General features: G+C 69.8%; 17 protein-coding genes and 1 rRNA gene. 7 read left to right on the forward strand and 11 right to left on the reverse strand.

Translation table 11 applies throughout. The annotated features are described in order from the left end of the window. Positions 1–91 (reverse strand): 16S ribosomal RNA (locus M503_RS0110150); the annotation flags it as partial. Between the two features lie 584 nt (positions 92–675). On the opposite strand from M503_RS0110150, the gene M503_RS0110155 reads away from it, so the two are divergent. Then, positions 676–1515 (forward strand): amidohydrolase family protein, encoded by an 840-nt coding sequence (locus M503_RS0110155; protein WP_028920408.1) that lies wholly within the window; start codon positions 676–678, stop codon positions 1513–1515. Between the two features lie 21 nt (positions 1516–1536). Here the strand turns inward: M503_RS0110155 and M503_RS16210 are convergent, their stop codons facing one another. From M503_RS16210 to M503_RS0110180, 5 genes are all read right to left on the reverse strand, one after another. Further along, entirely contained in the window at positions 1537–2028 is a 492-nt protein-coding gene (locus M503_RS16210; RefSeq protein WP_037061108.1) for a roadblock/LC7 domain-containing protein, read from the reverse strand. A 1-nt stretch (position 2029) separates the two neighbouring features. Beyond that, positions 2030–2590, reverse strand: coding sequence for a GTP-binding protein (locus tag M503_RS16215; protein ID WP_051414520.1), 561 nt, complete (start codon positions 2588–2590; stop codon positions 2030–2032). After that, on the reverse strand, positions 2587–3243 hold the full coding sequence (locus M503_RS0110170; protein WP_028920409.1) for a hypothetical protein: 657 nt from the start codon (positions 3241–3243) through the stop codon (positions 2587–2589). The genes M503_RS16215 and M503_RS0110170 overlap by 4 nt, the downstream gene beginning before the upstream one ends. Position 3244: 1 nt before the next feature. After that, complete coding sequence (locus M503_RS17625; protein ID WP_197017214.1) at positions 3245–3394, reverse strand: hypothetical protein; 150 nt, start codon at positions 3392–3394, stop codon at positions 3245–3247. 248 nt (positions 3395–3642) lie between these two features. Further along, positions 3643–4755, reverse strand: a complete 1113-nt coding sequence (locus M503_RS0110180; protein ID WP_028920410.1) for a hypothetical protein — start codon at positions 4753–4755, stop codon at positions 3643–3645. A gap of 276 nt (positions 4756–5031) precedes the next feature. On the opposite strand from M503_RS0110180, the gene M503_RS16870 reads away from it, so the two are divergent. Next, the gene (locus tag M503_RS16870; protein WP_028920411.1) at positions 5032–5682 is read left to right on the forward strand and encodes a response regulator transcription factor; all 651 of its coding nucleotides are present in this window, start codon (positions 5032–5034) and stop codon (positions 5680–5682) included. A 53-nt stretch (positions 5683–5735) separates the two neighbouring features. Here the strand turns inward: M503_RS16870 and M503_RS0110190 are convergent, their stop codons facing one another. After that, positions 5736–6587 carry a hypothetical protein gene (locus M503_RS0110190; RefSeq protein WP_028920412.1) on the reverse strand — a complete coding sequence of 284 codons (852 nt, stop codon included), beginning with the start codon at positions 6585–6587 and terminating at the stop codon, positions 5736–5738. A gap of 201 nt (positions 6588–6788) precedes the next feature. Here M503_RS0110190 and M503_RS0110195 point away from each other — a divergent pair, with 201 nt between their 5' ends. After that, positions 6789–7481 carry a hypothetical protein gene (locus M503_RS0110195; RefSeq protein WP_028920413.1) on the forward strand — a complete coding sequence of 231 codons (693 nt, stop codon included), beginning with the start codon at positions 6789–6791 and terminating at the stop codon, positions 7479–7481. A 53-nt stretch (positions 7482–7534) separates the two neighbouring features. On the opposite strand, the gene M503_RS16230 is transcribed toward M503_RS0110195, so the two are convergent. The 3 genes from M503_RS16230 to M503_RS16235 form a co-directional block, all read right to left on the reverse strand. Continuing rightward, positions 7535–8485 (reverse strand): DUF4344 domain-containing metallopeptidase, encoded by a 951-nt coding sequence (locus M503_RS16230; protein ID WP_231472355.1) that lies wholly within the window; start codon positions 8483–8485, stop codon positions 7535–7537. A 163-nt stretch (positions 8486–8648) separates the two neighbouring features. Then, the gene (locus M503_RS17805) at positions 8649–8870 is read right to left on the reverse strand and encodes an amidohydrolase family protein (RefSeq protein WP_231472358.1); all 222 of its coding nucleotides are present in this window, start codon (positions 8868–8870) and stop codon (positions 8649–8651) included. Continuing rightward, positions 8840–9913: an amidohydrolase family protein gene (locus M503_RS16235; protein ID WP_231472356.1), complete on the reverse strand. Its 1074-nt coding sequence runs from the start codon at positions 9911–9913 to the stop codon at positions 8840–8842. Before M503_RS16235 ends, M503_RS17805 begins: the two co-directional genes overlap by 31 nt. A 202-nt stretch (positions 9914–10115) precedes the next feature. On the opposite strand from M503_RS16235, the gene M503_RS0110210 reads away from it, so the two are divergent. Beyond that, positions 10116–10649, forward strand: coding sequence for a hemerythrin domain-containing protein (locus tag M503_RS0110210; RefSeq protein WP_028920414.1), 534 nt, complete (start codon positions 10116–10118; stop codon positions 10647–10649). A 72-nt stretch (positions 10650–10721) separates the two neighbouring features. Here M503_RS0110210 and M503_RS0110215 read toward each other — a convergent pair whose 3' ends face one another. Beyond that, positions 10722–13358, reverse strand: coding sequence for an AAA family ATPase (locus M503_RS0110215; RefSeq protein WP_028920415.1), 2637 nt, complete (start codon positions 13356–13358; stop codon positions 10722–10724). A 125-nt stretch (positions 13359–13483) separates the two neighbouring features. Between M503_RS0110215 and M503_RS16240 the strand changes: the two genes are divergently transcribed. From M503_RS16240 to M503_RS0110230, 3 genes are all read left to right on the forward strand, one after another. Then, positions 13484–13888, forward strand: coding sequence for a DUF1801 domain-containing protein (locus M503_RS16240; RefSeq protein WP_028920416.1), 405 nt, complete (start codon positions 13484–13486; stop codon positions 13886–13888). 262 nt (positions 13889–14150) lie between these two features. Continuing rightward, on the forward strand, positions 14151–14996 hold the full coding sequence (locus tag M503_RS0110225) for a CPBP family intramembrane glutamic endopeptidase (protein ID WP_081721007.1): 846 nt from the start codon (positions 14151–14153) through the stop codon (positions 14994–14996). Between the two features lie 76 nt (positions 14997–15072). Next, positions 15073–15600: a GNAT family N-acetyltransferase gene (locus tag M503_RS0110230; RefSeq protein ID WP_028920418.1), complete on the forward strand. Its 528-nt coding sequence runs from the start codon at positions 15073–15075 to the stop codon at positions 15598–15600. Positions 15601–15798 lie beyond the last annotated feature (198 nt).

The following is a 15798-nucleotide window of genomic DNA, read 5'->3' on the forward strand; positions in this document are numbered from 1 at the left end:
GAGAGCAAGCTCTCCTGTGCTGCCGTTCGACTTGCATGTGTTAGGCCTACCGCCAGCGTTCACTCTGAGCCAGGATCAAACTCTTCACTTAAAACTGCAAAGCCCGAAGGCCTAAAGCTTTTAGCTGCAGAAGTTCTACCCAGCNACGAATCGCTTGCTTAAAGCAATTGACTTGTTGCTGTTTCAAACGTCTGCAAGATGGACAGTCATCCTTCCTGCAGGCGTCCGCACAAGTTACCTGCGCACATTCTCAAAGAGCCCCGGAGTCGGCCTCAGCGCCTTCCTCCGTGTCCCGACGTTTCCGTCGAGGTGAGCCGCACATTCTGTGCAGCTCGTTTCGGAAGTGTCAACACCGCGCCAGCGGAATCTTCAGCTTCCGTTGACTTCAGCAGCGAACCGCTTCCGTCGAGGTGAGCCGCACATTCTGTCAGCTCGTTTCGAAAGCGTCAACATCGCGTTGCGATCTTTTCACTTCCTTCCCGCTTCACTCGAAGCGCTTTGCAGCGCGTCCTCGTTGGCGGGGCGCGCATTGTAGCGAGCCCGGATCGATCCGCATAGCCTCCGCGCGACAATTTTTTCCGCGCTGCTTCCTTGCGTGTGAACGCGCCGGCGGAGAACGCCGCGCGGCCCACTCACATAGACTGCGGACACCGCCACGGCGTACCGGGAGATGCCATGTTCCGCACCCTCGCGCTGTACCTGCTGCTGCCGGCCGGCAGCGCCCTCGCCGCCTCGCCCGTCTTCGACGTCCACGTCCACCTGCGCGACGGCGCCACTTCGCTGCAGGCATATGAAGCGGAGGTCGCCAAGGCCGGCATCGAGCTGTCCGGCATCGGTGCGATGTGGTTCGGCGGCCCGCACCAGGCCCGGGCCGGCGACCTGGAGGCCATCCGCGCCGGCAACGACAGCGTGATCGCCCTGGCTGCCGCGCATCCGGAAGTATTGCCCATCGCCACTGTCCATCCCTATGACGGGCAGGCCGCGCTGGACGAACTGGCCCGCGTGGCCGCCGCCGGCGTGAAGGTCCTCAAGCTCCACGCCCACACCCAGCAGTTCGACGTGGACGACCCGCGGGTGGAGGCCACGGCCCGCCGCGCCGGCGAGCTGGGGATGAGCGTGCTGATGGACAACGCCGCGATCCTGCCGGGCGACAACCAGAAGCTGTTCAACCTGGCCGTGCGCGTCCCGGGCACGAAGTTCATCTTCGCGCACATGGGCGGGCTGGAGTTCCGCTTCTGGAACATCCTCGTCCTGGCCCGTACCGCCGACGGCTTCGCCATGGACAACGTCTACTTCGACATCTCCGGGCCGGTGCTGCTGGCCGCCGGTTCGCCGCTGGAGGACGAGTTCACCTGGACCCTGCGCAACGTGGGCATCGACCACATCCTGCTGGGCTCGGACTATCCGCAGATCAGCCTGGAGAAGATGGCTGGCGCGCTGGAGCAGCTGGACCTGACGGACGAGGAGAAGGCCCGGATCCGCTCGGGCAACGCGCGCCGGCTGTTCGGCTTGTAGACGGCGACGCCCCTGTACCGATCAGGTGGCAGGTACAGGCATGCCCAGCGCGGCGACGTCCCCCTGCCCGCCCAGCGCGGCCGGCGCCGGCACAGCCACTTCCACGGACGCGATGGCCGCCGGCCGCATCAGGATTTCCCCGATCGCCACCGCGCAGCTGCGCGCCTGCCCCAGGACCAGGCCGTTCAGGGTCTCGGTGGACGCCAGCACCGACAGGATCAGCAGCCCGGAGCGCTCCGGGATCCGCACCAGCACCAGCTTGCCCAGCCGGCCTTCGACCAGGACGTGGTCCAGCGTCCCCGCCGACAGCTCGGTCAGCACCGTATTGCCCAGTGCCACCATCGCGCTGGACATCGCCGCCAGCTTGGCGGCGTCGACCTCGCGGCGATGCCGGTGCACGAACGGCCGTCCGTCGCGCATCGCCAGCGCCGCCACCAGGAATCCGGAATGGCGGTCCACCAGCCGGTCCAGTTCGTCCCTTGCCGCATCGCGATGCGCCGCGTCCAGACTCATGTCATTCAACCCCATGCAGTTCTTCAGCCACGCGTTCGTTGTAGGTCAGCATCGTGAGGATCAGCTCGGCGATGCACACCGCATCCTCGCGACGGCGCGCATCCACCCGGATCACCGGGGCCAGCATCCGGTGCGCCTGCAGGCGGGTGCGGCAGGCGTCCGGCAGTGCCGGGTCCATGTCGTCTGAACGGTTGAGCGCGACCACGCACGGCAGGCCGCGCAGGTCCGACGCGTAGGTCCGCAGGGTTTCCTCGAATCCGTCCAGGCCGGCCGGCGACGAGGCATCCACCAGGAGCACCACGCCGACCAGCCCGCTGCGCACCACCTCGAACATGAAGCGGAAGCGCGACTGGCCCGGCAGGCCGTACAGGTCCAGGCGGCCGTGCTCGCCCAGGTCGACCACGCCGAAGTCCATCGCCACGGTGGTCGTGGCCTTGCGCTCGGCCAGTTCGTCGGTGCAACCGACGTCGGTATCCACCGGCGGTGTGTCGCTCAGCGCGGCGATGCAGGTGGTCTTGCCACTTCCCGGCTCGCCGAGGAAGGCGAGCTTCATCTTCGTCATAGGGAAAATCCCAGTCGCCGGCCCAGGCCGCGCACCAGGCCACGCCACGCTGCCTGCGGCGGTGCCTGGCGCGGCGCCGCGGGCGCCTCGCCGGCCACCTGCTCGTCCAGGCCTTCGCGCCGCAGCGCCTCGATTTCGGACGCGACGGCCGCCGCGTCCTCGCCAATCCGTGCCGCCAGCGTGCCCACGCTGGCCGGGGCGAAGGTCAGCACCGCAAGTACATGCAGGCGCAGCCGTGAAGCCCCTTCCAGGTCCAGCGGCCAGGCCAGCAGGCGAAGCGGCGGCCCGGCCTGCGTGTCACCGGCCGGTTGTGCCGGTGTCGCCTCCGGCCCGTCGCCCTCGGCGAACGCACGGCTCGTTTCGGACAGCACCGCCAGCAGCTGCGGCACCCGCAGCGGCCGGTACAGCGTGCCCTTGGGGAATTCGCGCGGTCGCGCGGCGCATCCCACGCGCCGCGCGCCGCCGGCGGACGCCGAACCGGTGTCCAGGCTGACCAGGCACAGATCCGCGTCCCGCGGGTCGTCGACCAGTTCCCAGGAAGCCCTGAGATACGGTCCCAGCCGCGCCAGCGTGCCGCGCAGCGAATCCAGGTCGGATTCGCTGAAGCCGGCGCAGGCCAGCCGCAGGGGCCGATGGCCGACGACCGGTGTCATCTCACACCGCCGCCTCGACCGCCGGCAGCGCCGCGCGGGCCTTCATCAGCACCATGCCGACGTTGGCCGAGCCGCGGGTCACGAACACCGCCGCATGTTCCGGGTAGCGCCGCGAACGCAGGAACACGTGGATCAGGCTGGTGCTGAACACCACGATCTCGTTGAAGTAGTGGCCGCCATCGTTCGGCGACAGGCCACGGGCTTTTCTTGAACAGGTTCTCCACCTCGACCACGTTCCTGCCCTGGAACAGGTCCCCAGTAGCTGCCGCCACCAGGTCGAGCACTTCCGGCGGATGCGAGTCCACCGTGCGCACGCCCAGCAGCATGCCGGTGGCCATCTCGACGTAACCGGCGGCCACGCATTCGGGGATTTCGGACTGGCTGGCGGCCAGGGCTTTATCAAGCGACATCTACGACTCCTTGCTGAGGACGGGTGGGTGCCACGATGGGCGCCACGGGGTTCCAACCCGCGATGCGCCCGGAAAACGCATGGATGAACTGGTGCTGGGCGCGCGACTGGATCGCCCGCGGCTGCGCGGCGCGCACGCGGGCGATGGCGACCTCGGCGCTGTCGCCGAACCAGGCCAGCACCGCGGCGAGGGCGGCGCCGGTGCGGCCCAGCCCGCCCTGGCAGTGCATCGCCACCGCGCCGCCGCGGCGGATGCAGGCTTCCGCCGCGCGGCACAGGGCCAGGGCCTGGTCGAAACTGGGCGGCGCCATGTCCGGCACCGGCACGTGGTGCAGGGCGATGCCGCGGGCGCGCAGCGCCTCGCGGTCCCAGGCCACCTCGGTTTCCAGGCAGAACATCTCGCGCACGCCGTGCGCGGCCAGCGCGTCGAACTGCACGCCGGCATCGGCGACCAGGCCCGGGCGCGACAGCCCCGCCAGCATCCCGGGCACCGCCCACCAGATGCCGTGCTGCACCGGCCAGGCCGGCGAGGATTCGCTGCAGCTGCCGGAGGCGACGTAGTCGCGCCCGGCGGCGCTGGCGGGATTGGCGAAGAACTCGTGGACCGGCGCGACCTCGAGGACCCGGCCGCCGCCGAGCAGCACCAGCTGGCCGCCCAGCGCCAGGCAGTCGCGACGGTTGTGGGTCACCACCACCACCAGGGCATGGCGGGCGCGGGCGGCGATGGCCTCGCGCACGCGGGCGGCCTGGGCCTCGTCGAGGCCGGCGGTGGGTTCGTCGAGCAGATACCAGTCGGCGTCGCGGGCCAGCGCATCGAGCACGGCGCCGGTACGGCGCTCGCCCGCGGACAGGGGCACCAGGTTCTGGGCCGCGCGACTGTCGCGCTGGCCCAGGTAGACCGGCCGGGTCGGCACCTCGCCCGCAAGCCGCAGCTCGCCTTCCAGCGGACCGAGGCCCGCCATGCCGCGCAACAGGCTGGACTTGCCCGCCCCAGCCGGACCCACCACGAACAACAGACCAGGTGCCGGCGCCTCGAGATCGATCCCCGCCAGCAGCGGGCGACCCGATGCGCTGACCACCGCGCCCCGGCGCAGCGACAGCATGAACCACCTACCTCTGTTCGACGCGCCCCCCTGACGCGTTTGCCCGATCCTAGGCACAGGTCACACTTCGAACCTATCGGGGGCCCCCCGATGCCCCACCTTCACTTAACTGTTAATGTTCGCCCTCGAAGCTGGGAGCGGAATGGATACTGGCTCGGCAGATGAAGTGCCGCACGTCGGCGCATCACGCAATGCCCGACGGCGCTGCATTCGTCCAGGTATCCCGCAATCCCGATGGCAACAGCAACATTCCGTCGTACCGGTCCGGTCCGGATCATGCTCGCCCTGCCCGGACTGCTGGCCATGCTGGGCCTGCGCCAGCTGATCGAACGCATCCCCGGCGCCGAAGTCGCTTCCACCGTCTCCACCCGCGATGCCCTGCTGCGCGCCCTGCGCGAGCAGCGCCCGGACGTGCTCGTGGCGGACCCGGGCCTGCTTGCGGAAGAGGTGTCGCCAGGCATGCTCGTCGGCATCCGCGTGCTGCACATTTCCCCGCATCCGCATGCGCGGCCGGCGACGCGCAACCACGCCTGCGGCTTCGTCAGCGAGCGCAGCGACCTGGAGCGGGTCTGCGAGGCGCTGGAAATCATCACCGACTGCACGGTCGCCCACGGCCAGCGCGGCGATTGCGTGTCCTGCCCGCTGAGCAAGTCGCTCAAGCCGGCGCCGCTGCCGGTGCTGACCCGCCGCGAATCGGAAGTGTTCGCCCTGATCAGCCGGGGCAAGGGCCCGACCGCCATCGGCCAGGAGCTGGGCCTGAGCATCAAGACCATCGAGACCCATCGCGAGAACATCAAGCGCAAGCTCGGCCTGTCGTGCTCGATGGACCTGGTCGACCTGGCGCGGCGCTGGAGCCGCGGCGAATCGATCGACGATGCGTTCCCGGCGCGGCCGGCGCCCAACGGCGCGCGGCGATCGCCGGCCTGAGCATCGGCGCATAGCGCAACCGGCCGCTTCCATGCGGCGCGGCGACGCCTCGATCAGCGGTAAGGCCCCGGCCCGCGCCAGACCAGTTCGCCCAGGTGGTAGACCGCGATCACCACCACCACCTGGCGCGCATCGCCGATGCCCTGCATCTGCGGGTCGGTGGGGTCCAGCAGGCGGCACTTGCCCGAACCGCGGCGCAGCGCGATCTCCAGCGGGCACACCATCCGCGATCGCATGCCCGGCAGCGGGAAGGAGATCTCCTCCATCCCCTGCTCCTTCCACGAACGCAGGCGCTCCTCGGCCAGCAGGTCGTAGATGATCTGGTAGCCGCCGACCTCGACGCTGGGCTCGGCCGCGTCCAGGTCGTGCCCCCTGCCCGGCTTGTTGGCCGGCCCGCGCGCGGGGCCGCTGACCGCCGGGCCGGTTTCTTCCTCCAGCATGCCCGGCGGGCGCCCGGTCCATTCGTGCGGGCGGCGCTGCGCCTGTGCGGGGCTGGAGGCCGGCGGGCGCACCGCCTCCCTGCCCGCGGTATCGCTCGGGCGGGTGCCGGCCTCCGGCTGCGGCTCTTCCTCGCGCAGGATGTACTTCGCCTGCGCGACCGGCTTGCGCGGAGGCTGGGGCTTGCGGGCTTCGCGGGTCGCCGGCTTCGGTGGCGCGCTCGGCGCCGGGCTGGGCGGGGCCTGCGTTTCCGGGGACTCGGCCGGCTCGCCGAGGAAGTTCACCCGCACCCGCCCGCCGCCGGCCGCGCCCTGCGGCGTGGTCACCACCTCCTGGCGCGCCGCATGCAGCACCAGCAGCAGGAACAGCACATGCAGCAGCACGCTCAGCAGCGCGGCGATCCAGCGCTGCAGGCGTTCGTTGCGTGGCGTCGTGTCCGCCGTCGGCGTGGGGGTGCGATCGGTCATGCCGCCATGCGGGCGTGGGAATTGCGGGCCCTCATGCGGGAACCACGGAGCGAGGGGGAGCTGCGCATGGTAACGCCTGCGACGGCGCAGGCCGCGGCATACAGCATCCCGCCGACGCAGCCCCGGCGTCCGCGGCGGCATCACCCGTGCCTCACCCCGCGCCAACGCGACCTTGCAGCGGGCGGTGCTAACAGCGGACGCATGGCACGTTCCCGCATCCTCCCCGCCCCGCCCTCCGGCCTGCCCGGCGCGCTGCGCTGCCGGCGCAAGTTCCTGCGCCAGTTCCCGGGCGGCTTCCGGGACCCCACCTACCTGGACTGGGAACGCGACTACAAGGTCGAGAGCCATCGCCGCTGGCGCGAAGCGCTGCCGCGCGCCACCTTCCGCGCCCTGCTCGACGCCGGCCAGGAAGCGGAGGTGGCGGCGCGCGCGGTTCGGGTGGAACAGCGTTCGCGCCACAGCATGCTGTTCTCGTTCGAGAAGATGACCCTGCGCGACGCCCTGCGCGATCCGGACGGCGCCCATGCCTTCGCGCATGGCCTGTACGATTTCCTGCACGGCCGCAGCGCACTGCCGGCGCGCTTCGATCGCTGGGTCGCCGTCCTCGACCGCCTGCCGCGCCGGCAGACCCGCGTGCTGACCTGGCCGCTGGCGACCGTGTTCGGCTTCATCGCCCACCCGCGTACGCACATGTTCATGAAGCCCAATACCGTGCGCGCCGCGGCCCGCGCCTACGGCTACGACCTCCCCTACCGGTCGCGCCCCTCCTGGGAGATCTACCAGGGCCTGCTCGATTTCGCCGACCTCGTGCGGCGCGACCTTGCCGACCTGCAGCCGCGCGACATGATCGACGTGCAGTCGTTCCTGTGGGTGCAGGGGTCGGACGAGTACTGAACGCCGCCGGGAGGCTGGCCGTTTGCCCGAAGGCCCGCTCGCTCCCTACGGCACTACCTGCTGCTGGCGGTCGCGTCTTCGCCGCTGCGTTCCAGGTACGCCTCCGCTTCCTCCGCGTAGGCCTCGTAACCGGGCGCCAGGTACGGCAGCAGCAGGCGCACCCAGGCGCGGCTGGCGCGGCGGGTTTCGCGCGGGCAACCAGCGGCGCGGGCGGCGGTCAGGTCGCCGGCCTCGACCATCCCCGCGAAACCTTCCGGGTCGGTGCCGTAGACCAGGCATTGCAGGTTGAAGTAGCGCTGCTCGCCCAGCGCATGCTCGTCGGCGTAGGCGTCCAGGTTGTAGGCGCCGGTGCTGCGCGAGAGCAGCCAGTTCGCGGCCAGCTCCAGGTTCTCCGCCACCTCTTCCGGCGACTCGTCCAGGCCGGCGAAGCGCAGCATCAGGATCGCCGCCAGCTGGTCGACCGCGTCCTCCTGGCGCCCCGTCACCGGCAGGTCCAGCAGGTCGACCAGGGCGTGGCCGGTCTCGTGCAGGACGATGAAGCGCACGTTGGCGCGCACGTAGCGCAACGGATGGTCCGGGCCCAGGCCAAGCGCCTGCTGGTGGGCCTGGCCATGCTCGTACAGCGTGCGCAGGGTCTCGTAGCACAGCACCACCTCGGTGCTGTCCGGATGGTAGAAGGCGCCGAACTCGCCGCACTCGGCGGTGACGAAGCGCAGCCGCCGCGGCAGCTCGAACATGCCATCGATCGCCTGCACTTCCGGCAGCCGCCGCAGCAGGTCGGCTTCGCGGACGCGGCGGTAGATCGTCTGCAGGTCGTCCGCGGCGGGCGCTTCGTAGACGTACTCGAAGGCGTAAGTCGGGTTGCTGCCCTCTCCCGTCGCCTGGACCACAGAGCGCGGCAGCGGCGTCGCGCTGTCTTCCGCTGCCGGGTCGTCGGTGACCGTCGCGGCGACGGCAACAGGACCGGCGCAAGCCAGCGCCACCAGCATCAGCCATCCGGTCATGCGGTTTCTGGTGGCCATCTCGCCGCCTCGTTCCCCGATCGGCCAAGCTTAGGCGATCAGCGGCCCGGCGCGGCGGCGTGGCCGGCATCAGGTCTGCAGGATCCGGTGTTCCGGGCTCGCAGCGATGCGCCTGGACGGACCGGGCACCGAGCTGTGCGCTGGCTCACCTCGACGGTTCGGCGCCCGCTTCGCGGCTGTAGATCGGTTCGCCCGCGCGCAGGGTATGGACCACATCGGCGAAGGCCGTGGCGTCCTGTTCGGGCGAAGTGCCGAGGATGACCAGGTCGGCCACCGCGCCCGGTTCGATCCGTCCGCGCTGGCTGCCTTCGCCGAAGAACCCGGCCGGTGCGGTAGTCAGGCTGGCGAGGATCTGCCGCCAGTCCAGGCCCGCGTCGCCAGCAGCTGCAGCTCGCGGGTGGTGTCGAAGGCCTCGACGTAACCGGCATCGGTGCCGAACAGTATGGTGCCGCCGGCCCCGGCCAGCGCCGCGACCTGCTGCTGGCCGTTGCCGACGAAGCGCTCCACCACCGCCGGCGGCGCCGGCTCGCGCTGGATCTCGATCTCGAACATCGCCAGCGTCGGCACCACGGCGACGCCGTCGCGGACCAGCCGCGCCACGATCCCGTCGTTCCAGGGCCCATCGGCCGGCGTGGTATGGGCCAGAACGTTGGCCCCTCCGTCGATCGCGATCTCCATCCCGCGCACGGTGGTCGGATGGGCGAAGACGGGCTTGCCGCGCGCACGCGCCACCCCGCCGACCGCCGCGGCCACCGGCGCGTCCATCAGCTTGACCCCGTCGCGGCCGAGGATGGCGCCTGTAAACAGCTTCACCCCGTCCAGGCCCTCGTCCAGCTGGCGGATCGCTCGCGCGCGGCCTTCTTCGGCGATGGCCACCTCGGGACTGGACACGCCGGCCTCCTCCAGCAGCTGGCGGGTATAGACCGGCGTGCCATCCAGCGGGAAGAACGGCATGCCGACGCTGAGCAAGCGCGGGCCGGGCACCTCGCCGGCCTCGATGCGCTGCTTCAGCGCCGGCGCATCGCCGCCGAACGAGGCCAGGTCGAACACGGTGGTGAAGCCCCAGCGGCCGTACTGCTCCTGCAGGACGGCGGCGAGCTTGCCGGCCGGCTGGCCGGGCACGTCCCGGTAAGGCTCGCCGAGCAGGTGCATGTGGCTGTTCCAGAACCCGGCCACGACCACCTGGCCGCCGGCTTCCAGACGCGGCGTGCCGTCGGGCACGGCAACCTCGCCGGCGCGGCCAACTGCCTCGATGCGGCCGGCGTCGACCAGGATGACGCCATCGTCTACCGGCTCGGCGTCCGGCGCGGGAATGATCCTGGCGCCGACGATGGCCAGGTCGGTGGCGCCGGCCGGTGCCGCGCATGCCAGGCCCCCAAGCAGTACCGCAAGCAGAATCCCCGTCCGCATCTCCATCCTCCTCGTGTCCGCAGCGCCCAAGGCGGCCCCGCGGCCGGATTATCGAAGCGCGTGGGGGGCCTGCAAACCTGCCTTACGGCAGGGTAAGGCGGCTGCTGGCTGAACGGTCGCAGCGCGCCGCCCCGCCCGCTCACGGTGCCGCGACGGCTGTTGTCGGAAGGTCTACGTTCCCACCGAGCAAGCGGACACGACCATGGCGACGCGCAACATCCTCACGACCCTCAAGGCCGAACACGACGAGCTGCGTGGCCTGTTCGACGAAATGGAATCCACCACCGATCGCGCCGCCAAGCGCCGCACCGAGCTGCTGGCAAAGATCGAGGCCAACCTGCTGCCGCACGCCAAGTGGGAAGAGACCGTGTTCTACCCGCAGTTCGCCGAGCGCGCGGACCGCGAGGGCCTGAAGATCCACGCCGAGGCGGTGGAGGAGCACCGCGCCGTCGAGAAGACCGTGATTCCGGATGTCCACGCCGCGGACGTGGCCACCCCGCAATTCGCCGGCCGGGTGAAGGTGTTCGGCGAGCTGATCGACCACCACGCCAGGGACGAGGAAACCGAGATGTTCGAGCAGGCGCGCCAGCTGTTCACCGCCGAGGAGCTGGCGGAGCTGGACGAAGCCTACGAGGAATGGAAGGCCTCCTCCGCTTCGAAACTGGTGTCGGCGATGGCGGCGGCCAAGACCGAAGCCAAGGCGACCGTGCGCAAGGTGACGCGGCGCGCGCAGTAAACCGCGCCGCAACGGCAATGCAAGGACGCCCGGCCATGCCGGGCGTCCTTGTTTGTGCATCGCCTGGATGGATCAGAGGTCCCGGATCACATGTGCCCTGCGATCCTCCCACAACGTCATGAAGTCGACGTCGGGGCGCTGCCAGCCATGGCGGAGTACCTGGGCCAGCAAGTGCTCGCGTGCCTGCTCTTCAAGGCCCGTATGGCACGCATCGCGGACGGTCCTGGCCACCGCAACCTCGGGGTGCCCAGCTCCACGGAACCCTTCGATGACAGCGAGCGCTTCATCCAGGCTCGCCTTCCCATCCATCTCCGCGCCCGTCATCAGACGGGCGGCGGCACGGGCCCAGACCGTGCGTGCGCGCAATTCCGGTCGCGTGTCTGCGCCATCCCAGAACCCCATGGCGTCATCGAAATACCTCAACGTTTCCGCCAGAGGCCCTCGCGCCTGCTCCCGACCGACTGCGGCCACGGCCTTGATGACACCGAGCATGCCGGTGTCGTGCCTGATGCACGCACGGAGCCATGCGGGTGTGTCATCCCGAACGGCCACACCTGCCAGCGCACGGGCCGTGGTAAGGGCACGGGCGTACCCCACGGCGTGCTGCAGGTACTCTTCGTCCCAACGGTCCAGGCCGCTTTCCAGCAGCGCGCAAAGCCACCCCACCACCGCGGCGTGCAGATACGCCCCCCACTTCTTGTCCTCCTGCTTCAGCTGATCTACCAGCGGCTCGTAGATGTCGAGGGCTTCTTCCGTTCGGCCAAGCGCATTGAGCGCGTCGGCCGCGCGCAGTGACAGCCGCGCCGCCTGGATGCCGCCCACCCGCTTCGATGGGAGGCCGGACTCCAGGGCCAGTCGAACAACGTCCTCGTACCGTCCTTCCGCCGCCAGTGCGTCTGCATGCACGCGCGCTGCGAAGACCTGCACTGCCTCGTCGCCCAATGCCCGGGCGAGCGACTGGCACGCGGGGGCGTACTGGAGCGCAACTGCTGAATGGTCGGTCCCCAGCAGGCCATCCAGCAGGCGCAGGCACAAGCCAAGCATCCTGCCTGCCTGCGGGAAGTCCGACACGGAGGAGGAGGTCCCGATGAACTCCAGCACGCGCGGCGCCAGCTCCTTCGCGTCGCGGAACTCGCCCGCGAGCTCCCTCTGTTCCACCAGGAATTCCAGCAGCGCCAGGACATCCTCCCGCGCCCCGGCCGCCAGGAACGTGGCCAATGCCGCATGCACCTGGGCAAACATCATGTCGCGCCGCATCCGGCCCATCCTGCCCGCCGCGATCCATTCCTTCACCGTCCCGGCGCGCGCCATCTCCACCGCGCTCCCCTGCGCAACGCGGGCTCGCAGGTACTTTTCTGACTTCGAGTAGATCGTGCTCGACCTGAACTCCATGCGCGCGTCGTCCAGCGAGGCCGCCAGCACGAACGGGCGCTCGGCCTCGGCCAAGGCCTGCGGAGGCAGGCGTTCGTCGGGCAGTTTCTGCGCCACATCCAAGGTGAACTCCCGTACGAACTGGTCTCCCTGCAAGCTGGACAGGCCCAAGGCCAGGCGCACCTCGCTGCTGGCCCGGTCGAAGCGCTTTGCCTCCAGTTCTTCGATGGCCAATCCGGGCTTGCGGTTCTCCTGGAATCCGAAATCGGTCAGGGGCCCTCGTACGTCGCCACCCACGAACATCTCCGGCTGCCCGCGCAGGTACAGGCCCAGCTCCACCACGAACCTCGGGTTGCCCGACGCCGCACGCAGGAAATGCTCCCTCTGCTCCGGGGTGAGCCCCGGCAACTCCCGATCCAGCAGTTGGGCCATCTCCGCCTGTCCCAGCTTCGGCAGCGGCACAACCTCCAACTCTGCGCTGCTGCCGCCGCGCGACAGGAACCAGGAGGCGAAACCCTCCGCCTGCCCTTCCGCCTTGTCGCGCAGCAGCCATTCCCGCTCCCAGTGGGTCACCACCACCAGGAGCCGCCATTTCCGCTCCGTGGCGGCGTTCCACAGGTCGCCGAGGATGCGGACCGTCAGGGGATCCATCCACTGCGTATCGTCCAGAAACAGGACTACCGGCAAGCCCCCGCCGTCTTCGCCGACCTTCTCGAGCATCGTGGCAAAGACAGCGACGATCTGGGCCGCTTCCTCGGCGTAGCGCCTGTCCGCGTCCTGTCCGCGCTCGATCCTTGCCCGGTAGTCCCGGCCGATGTTCACGGCCTCGACGATATCCAGGGCCGCGTTGACAGCCGTCGATAGCGGGCCGAGGACGGGGATCGCACCGAGAATTGCCTTGCCCATGCTGCGAGCGGCAGCCTGCGCACTGGCGCGTCTCTCCAGGTGGAACCGCAAGGCATCGATGTGGTGCCGCATCGCCGGGTCCGCATACGACTCCAGCAGGCGCCCCCTGCTGACCGACGCGTTGTGCATGGCCGGGTCAGGCCATCTCACCCCCCACCAGAACCAGGGCATGTCGGCACGTTCGGTGACCGACTCGAGCGCTGGCATCACCCGCAGGCTGTTCTGGTCGGCGAGCAGGTGGGGCGGCCAGTAATCCCGGGGGTCGTAATCCGTACTGAGCCGGGAGTACAGGGCCTGCACGAGTCGCGTTTTCCCGTAACCGGAGTCCGCAACCACCACCCGTATCTGCGGCTTCCCCTGCAACGCCTGCTTCCATGCCTCTTCCAGTACCGCCAGCTCCTGCTCGCGCCCCAGCAGCTCCGATGCCGTCATGGCTCCCCCTTTCCTTCCAGTAGTCAGCAACCGCCGCCGCAACGAACGCCATCCGATCGTGCGAGCGGCCCCCTCGTGCCCGGCAGCATAGAATCGATCCTTGCCCCGGGAAAAGGAGCAGCGTCATGTCCAGGCAGATGCGCAGCGCCAGCAGCAGCCGCAAGCCGCCGGAACCTTCCGATGACCACGCCCCCATCGCGGACTGGATGAAGACCGCGATGCCGGCCCTCCAGCCGATCCTCGAGCACCTGGACGGACAGATCCGCAAGACGCTGCCCGGGGCGAAGTACGCGTTGAAGTGGAAGAAGGCCTACTACGGCCTGCCCGACCGCGGCTGGGTCATCGAGGTGGTGGCCTACGACGTGTCGGTGAACATCGTGTTCTTCGCCGGCGCGAAGTTCGATCCGCCGCCGCCACAGGGCGAGGGCTCGCGTTACGTCAAGCTCAGGTCGCTGGAAGAGGCGCAAGCGCCCGAACTCCAGGACTGGATCGGACAGGCCCGCAAGCATGACGGGTGGCGGTGGGAGTAAACCGTCCGCGTGGCTGATGCCGCGACGCTCACCACGACGGATGCCTACCTGCGCCAGGGGCGCGATGTCCTGGATCCTGGCGGGGCTGCCGCCACCGGTTCGTGATTCCGCCCAAGCCCTCCACGGGGAAGCGGCTTCCCGAAGCCTGCCTCTCCCCGGTGTGGCGGGGCGACCATGCCCCAGGTCCCTGTGACCTCCGGCCCGTGATCCCGAACGGGTGCTGCGGAAGGATGCCCAAACCCACTGCCACGGAGAGGCCGCCATGCACGCCGCGCGTTCCCTGACGCCCGCCACAGCGTCGCCCTCGTGGACGCTTGCCGCGGCGGTGGCGTACAGCGTCGCCACCGGGCTGTTCGTGTTCTCGCCGGTGTTCCCGATGCACAGGCTGCAGGGGCTGCACCAGGCCACCGGCGGCTGGATCAATCCCACCCTGCTGCTCGCTGCGCTGCTGGGTACCGGCACCTTCTTCCTTGCCTTCGGCCCGGGACGGCAGCGGCCGGCGGACGTGGGCATGCGCTGGGCGGCGCTGCCGTTCGGCCTGGCGGCCACGTTCGCCATGTGGCTGGCGATGAACGCATCGACCGCGTTGGCCACCCATGCCGCAGGCCTTCCGCTGGCCCTGCAGGCGGACTGGTCCGGCGGTGGCCTGCTGCCCGGCAGGCTGCTGGCCCAGCTGCTGGGCACCGCGCTGGTGGAGGAAACGGTGTTCCGCGCGTGGTTGTGGCCGCAGCTGGCATTGCGCCTTGGCCGCGGTGCGCCGCGCTGGCCGGCCTGGGCCGCGGCCCTGCTGGCATCGCAGGTCATGTTCGCGCTGCTGCATGTGCCGATGCTGGTGTCGGCTGGCACCCCTGGCCCTGCACTGGCCGGCGTGCTGGTGAACCTGTTCGTGTTCGGCGTGGTCGCGGCGCTGCTGTACGCGGCCACGCGCAACCTGCTATTCGTGGTCGGCCTGCACGCGCTGGGCAACGCGCCGACGCTGCTGATGGAGGTCCGTGGCCCGGCACCGACGCTGGTGATGCTTGGCGCCGCTATCCTGATCGCCGCGGTTACGTACGCGGCACGTCGCAGGCGTGGGCTGCCGCATCAGGCACAGCCGGCCGGCGCCTGACTGGCACCGGCAGGGGTGCCATGCCGCAGGCCCGCGGAGTCAGGCGCGGGCACCTTGCAACCCCCGAGGCAGACCGATGACCCTGCAACTGAGCATTCGCGACATCCGCCCCGCCGAGTACGAGGCGCTGGGCCAGCTGATGGTGCGGGTGTACTCCACGCTGGACGGATTCCCGGCCCCGGCCGAGCAGCCACGCTACTACGAGATGCTGGCCAATATCGGCCGGCTCAGCGAGAAGCCGGCCACCCACGTGCTGGTCGCTACCACCGCCGACGGCGAACTGGTCGGCGGCATCGTCTACTTCGACGACATGGCCCAGTACGGCTCCGGCGGCACCGCCACGCAGGAGAAGGACGCCGCTGGCATCCGCCTGCTCGGCGTGGACCCGAAGTTCCGCGGCGCCGGCGCCGGCAAGGCGCTGGCCCAGGCCTGCATCCGGCGGGCCCGCGAGCGCGGCCACGCACAGGTGATCCTGCACACCACCGCGGCGATGGGCGTGGCCTGGAAGATGTACGAGCAGCTGGGCTTCGTACGCTCGGAGGACCTGGACTTCCTGCAGGAGCAGCTGCCGGTGTTCGGGTTCAGGCTGAAGCTGCAGCTTTGAGCCAAGCCATACCAGCCGATTTCCATCCTGAGCGAAGTCGAGAAAATCCGGACCATATCGGCTCCGACCCATTCTGCGTCACCATCAGGCGCTGCTAGGTGGTGATACGCCGGGACGTGGAAAACACGCAGAGTGATTTCAGGTTATGGGGAGAAGGTCCAAGGACAGTGCGCTAACGCAATAAACTGCCGCGTTCCT

Source organism: Pseudoxanthomonas suwonensis J47 (assembly GCF_000513955.1).
Lineage (GTDB): Bacteria > Pseudomonadota > Gammaproteobacteria > Xanthomonadales > Xanthomonadaceae > Pseudoxanthomonas > Pseudoxanthomonas suwonensis_C.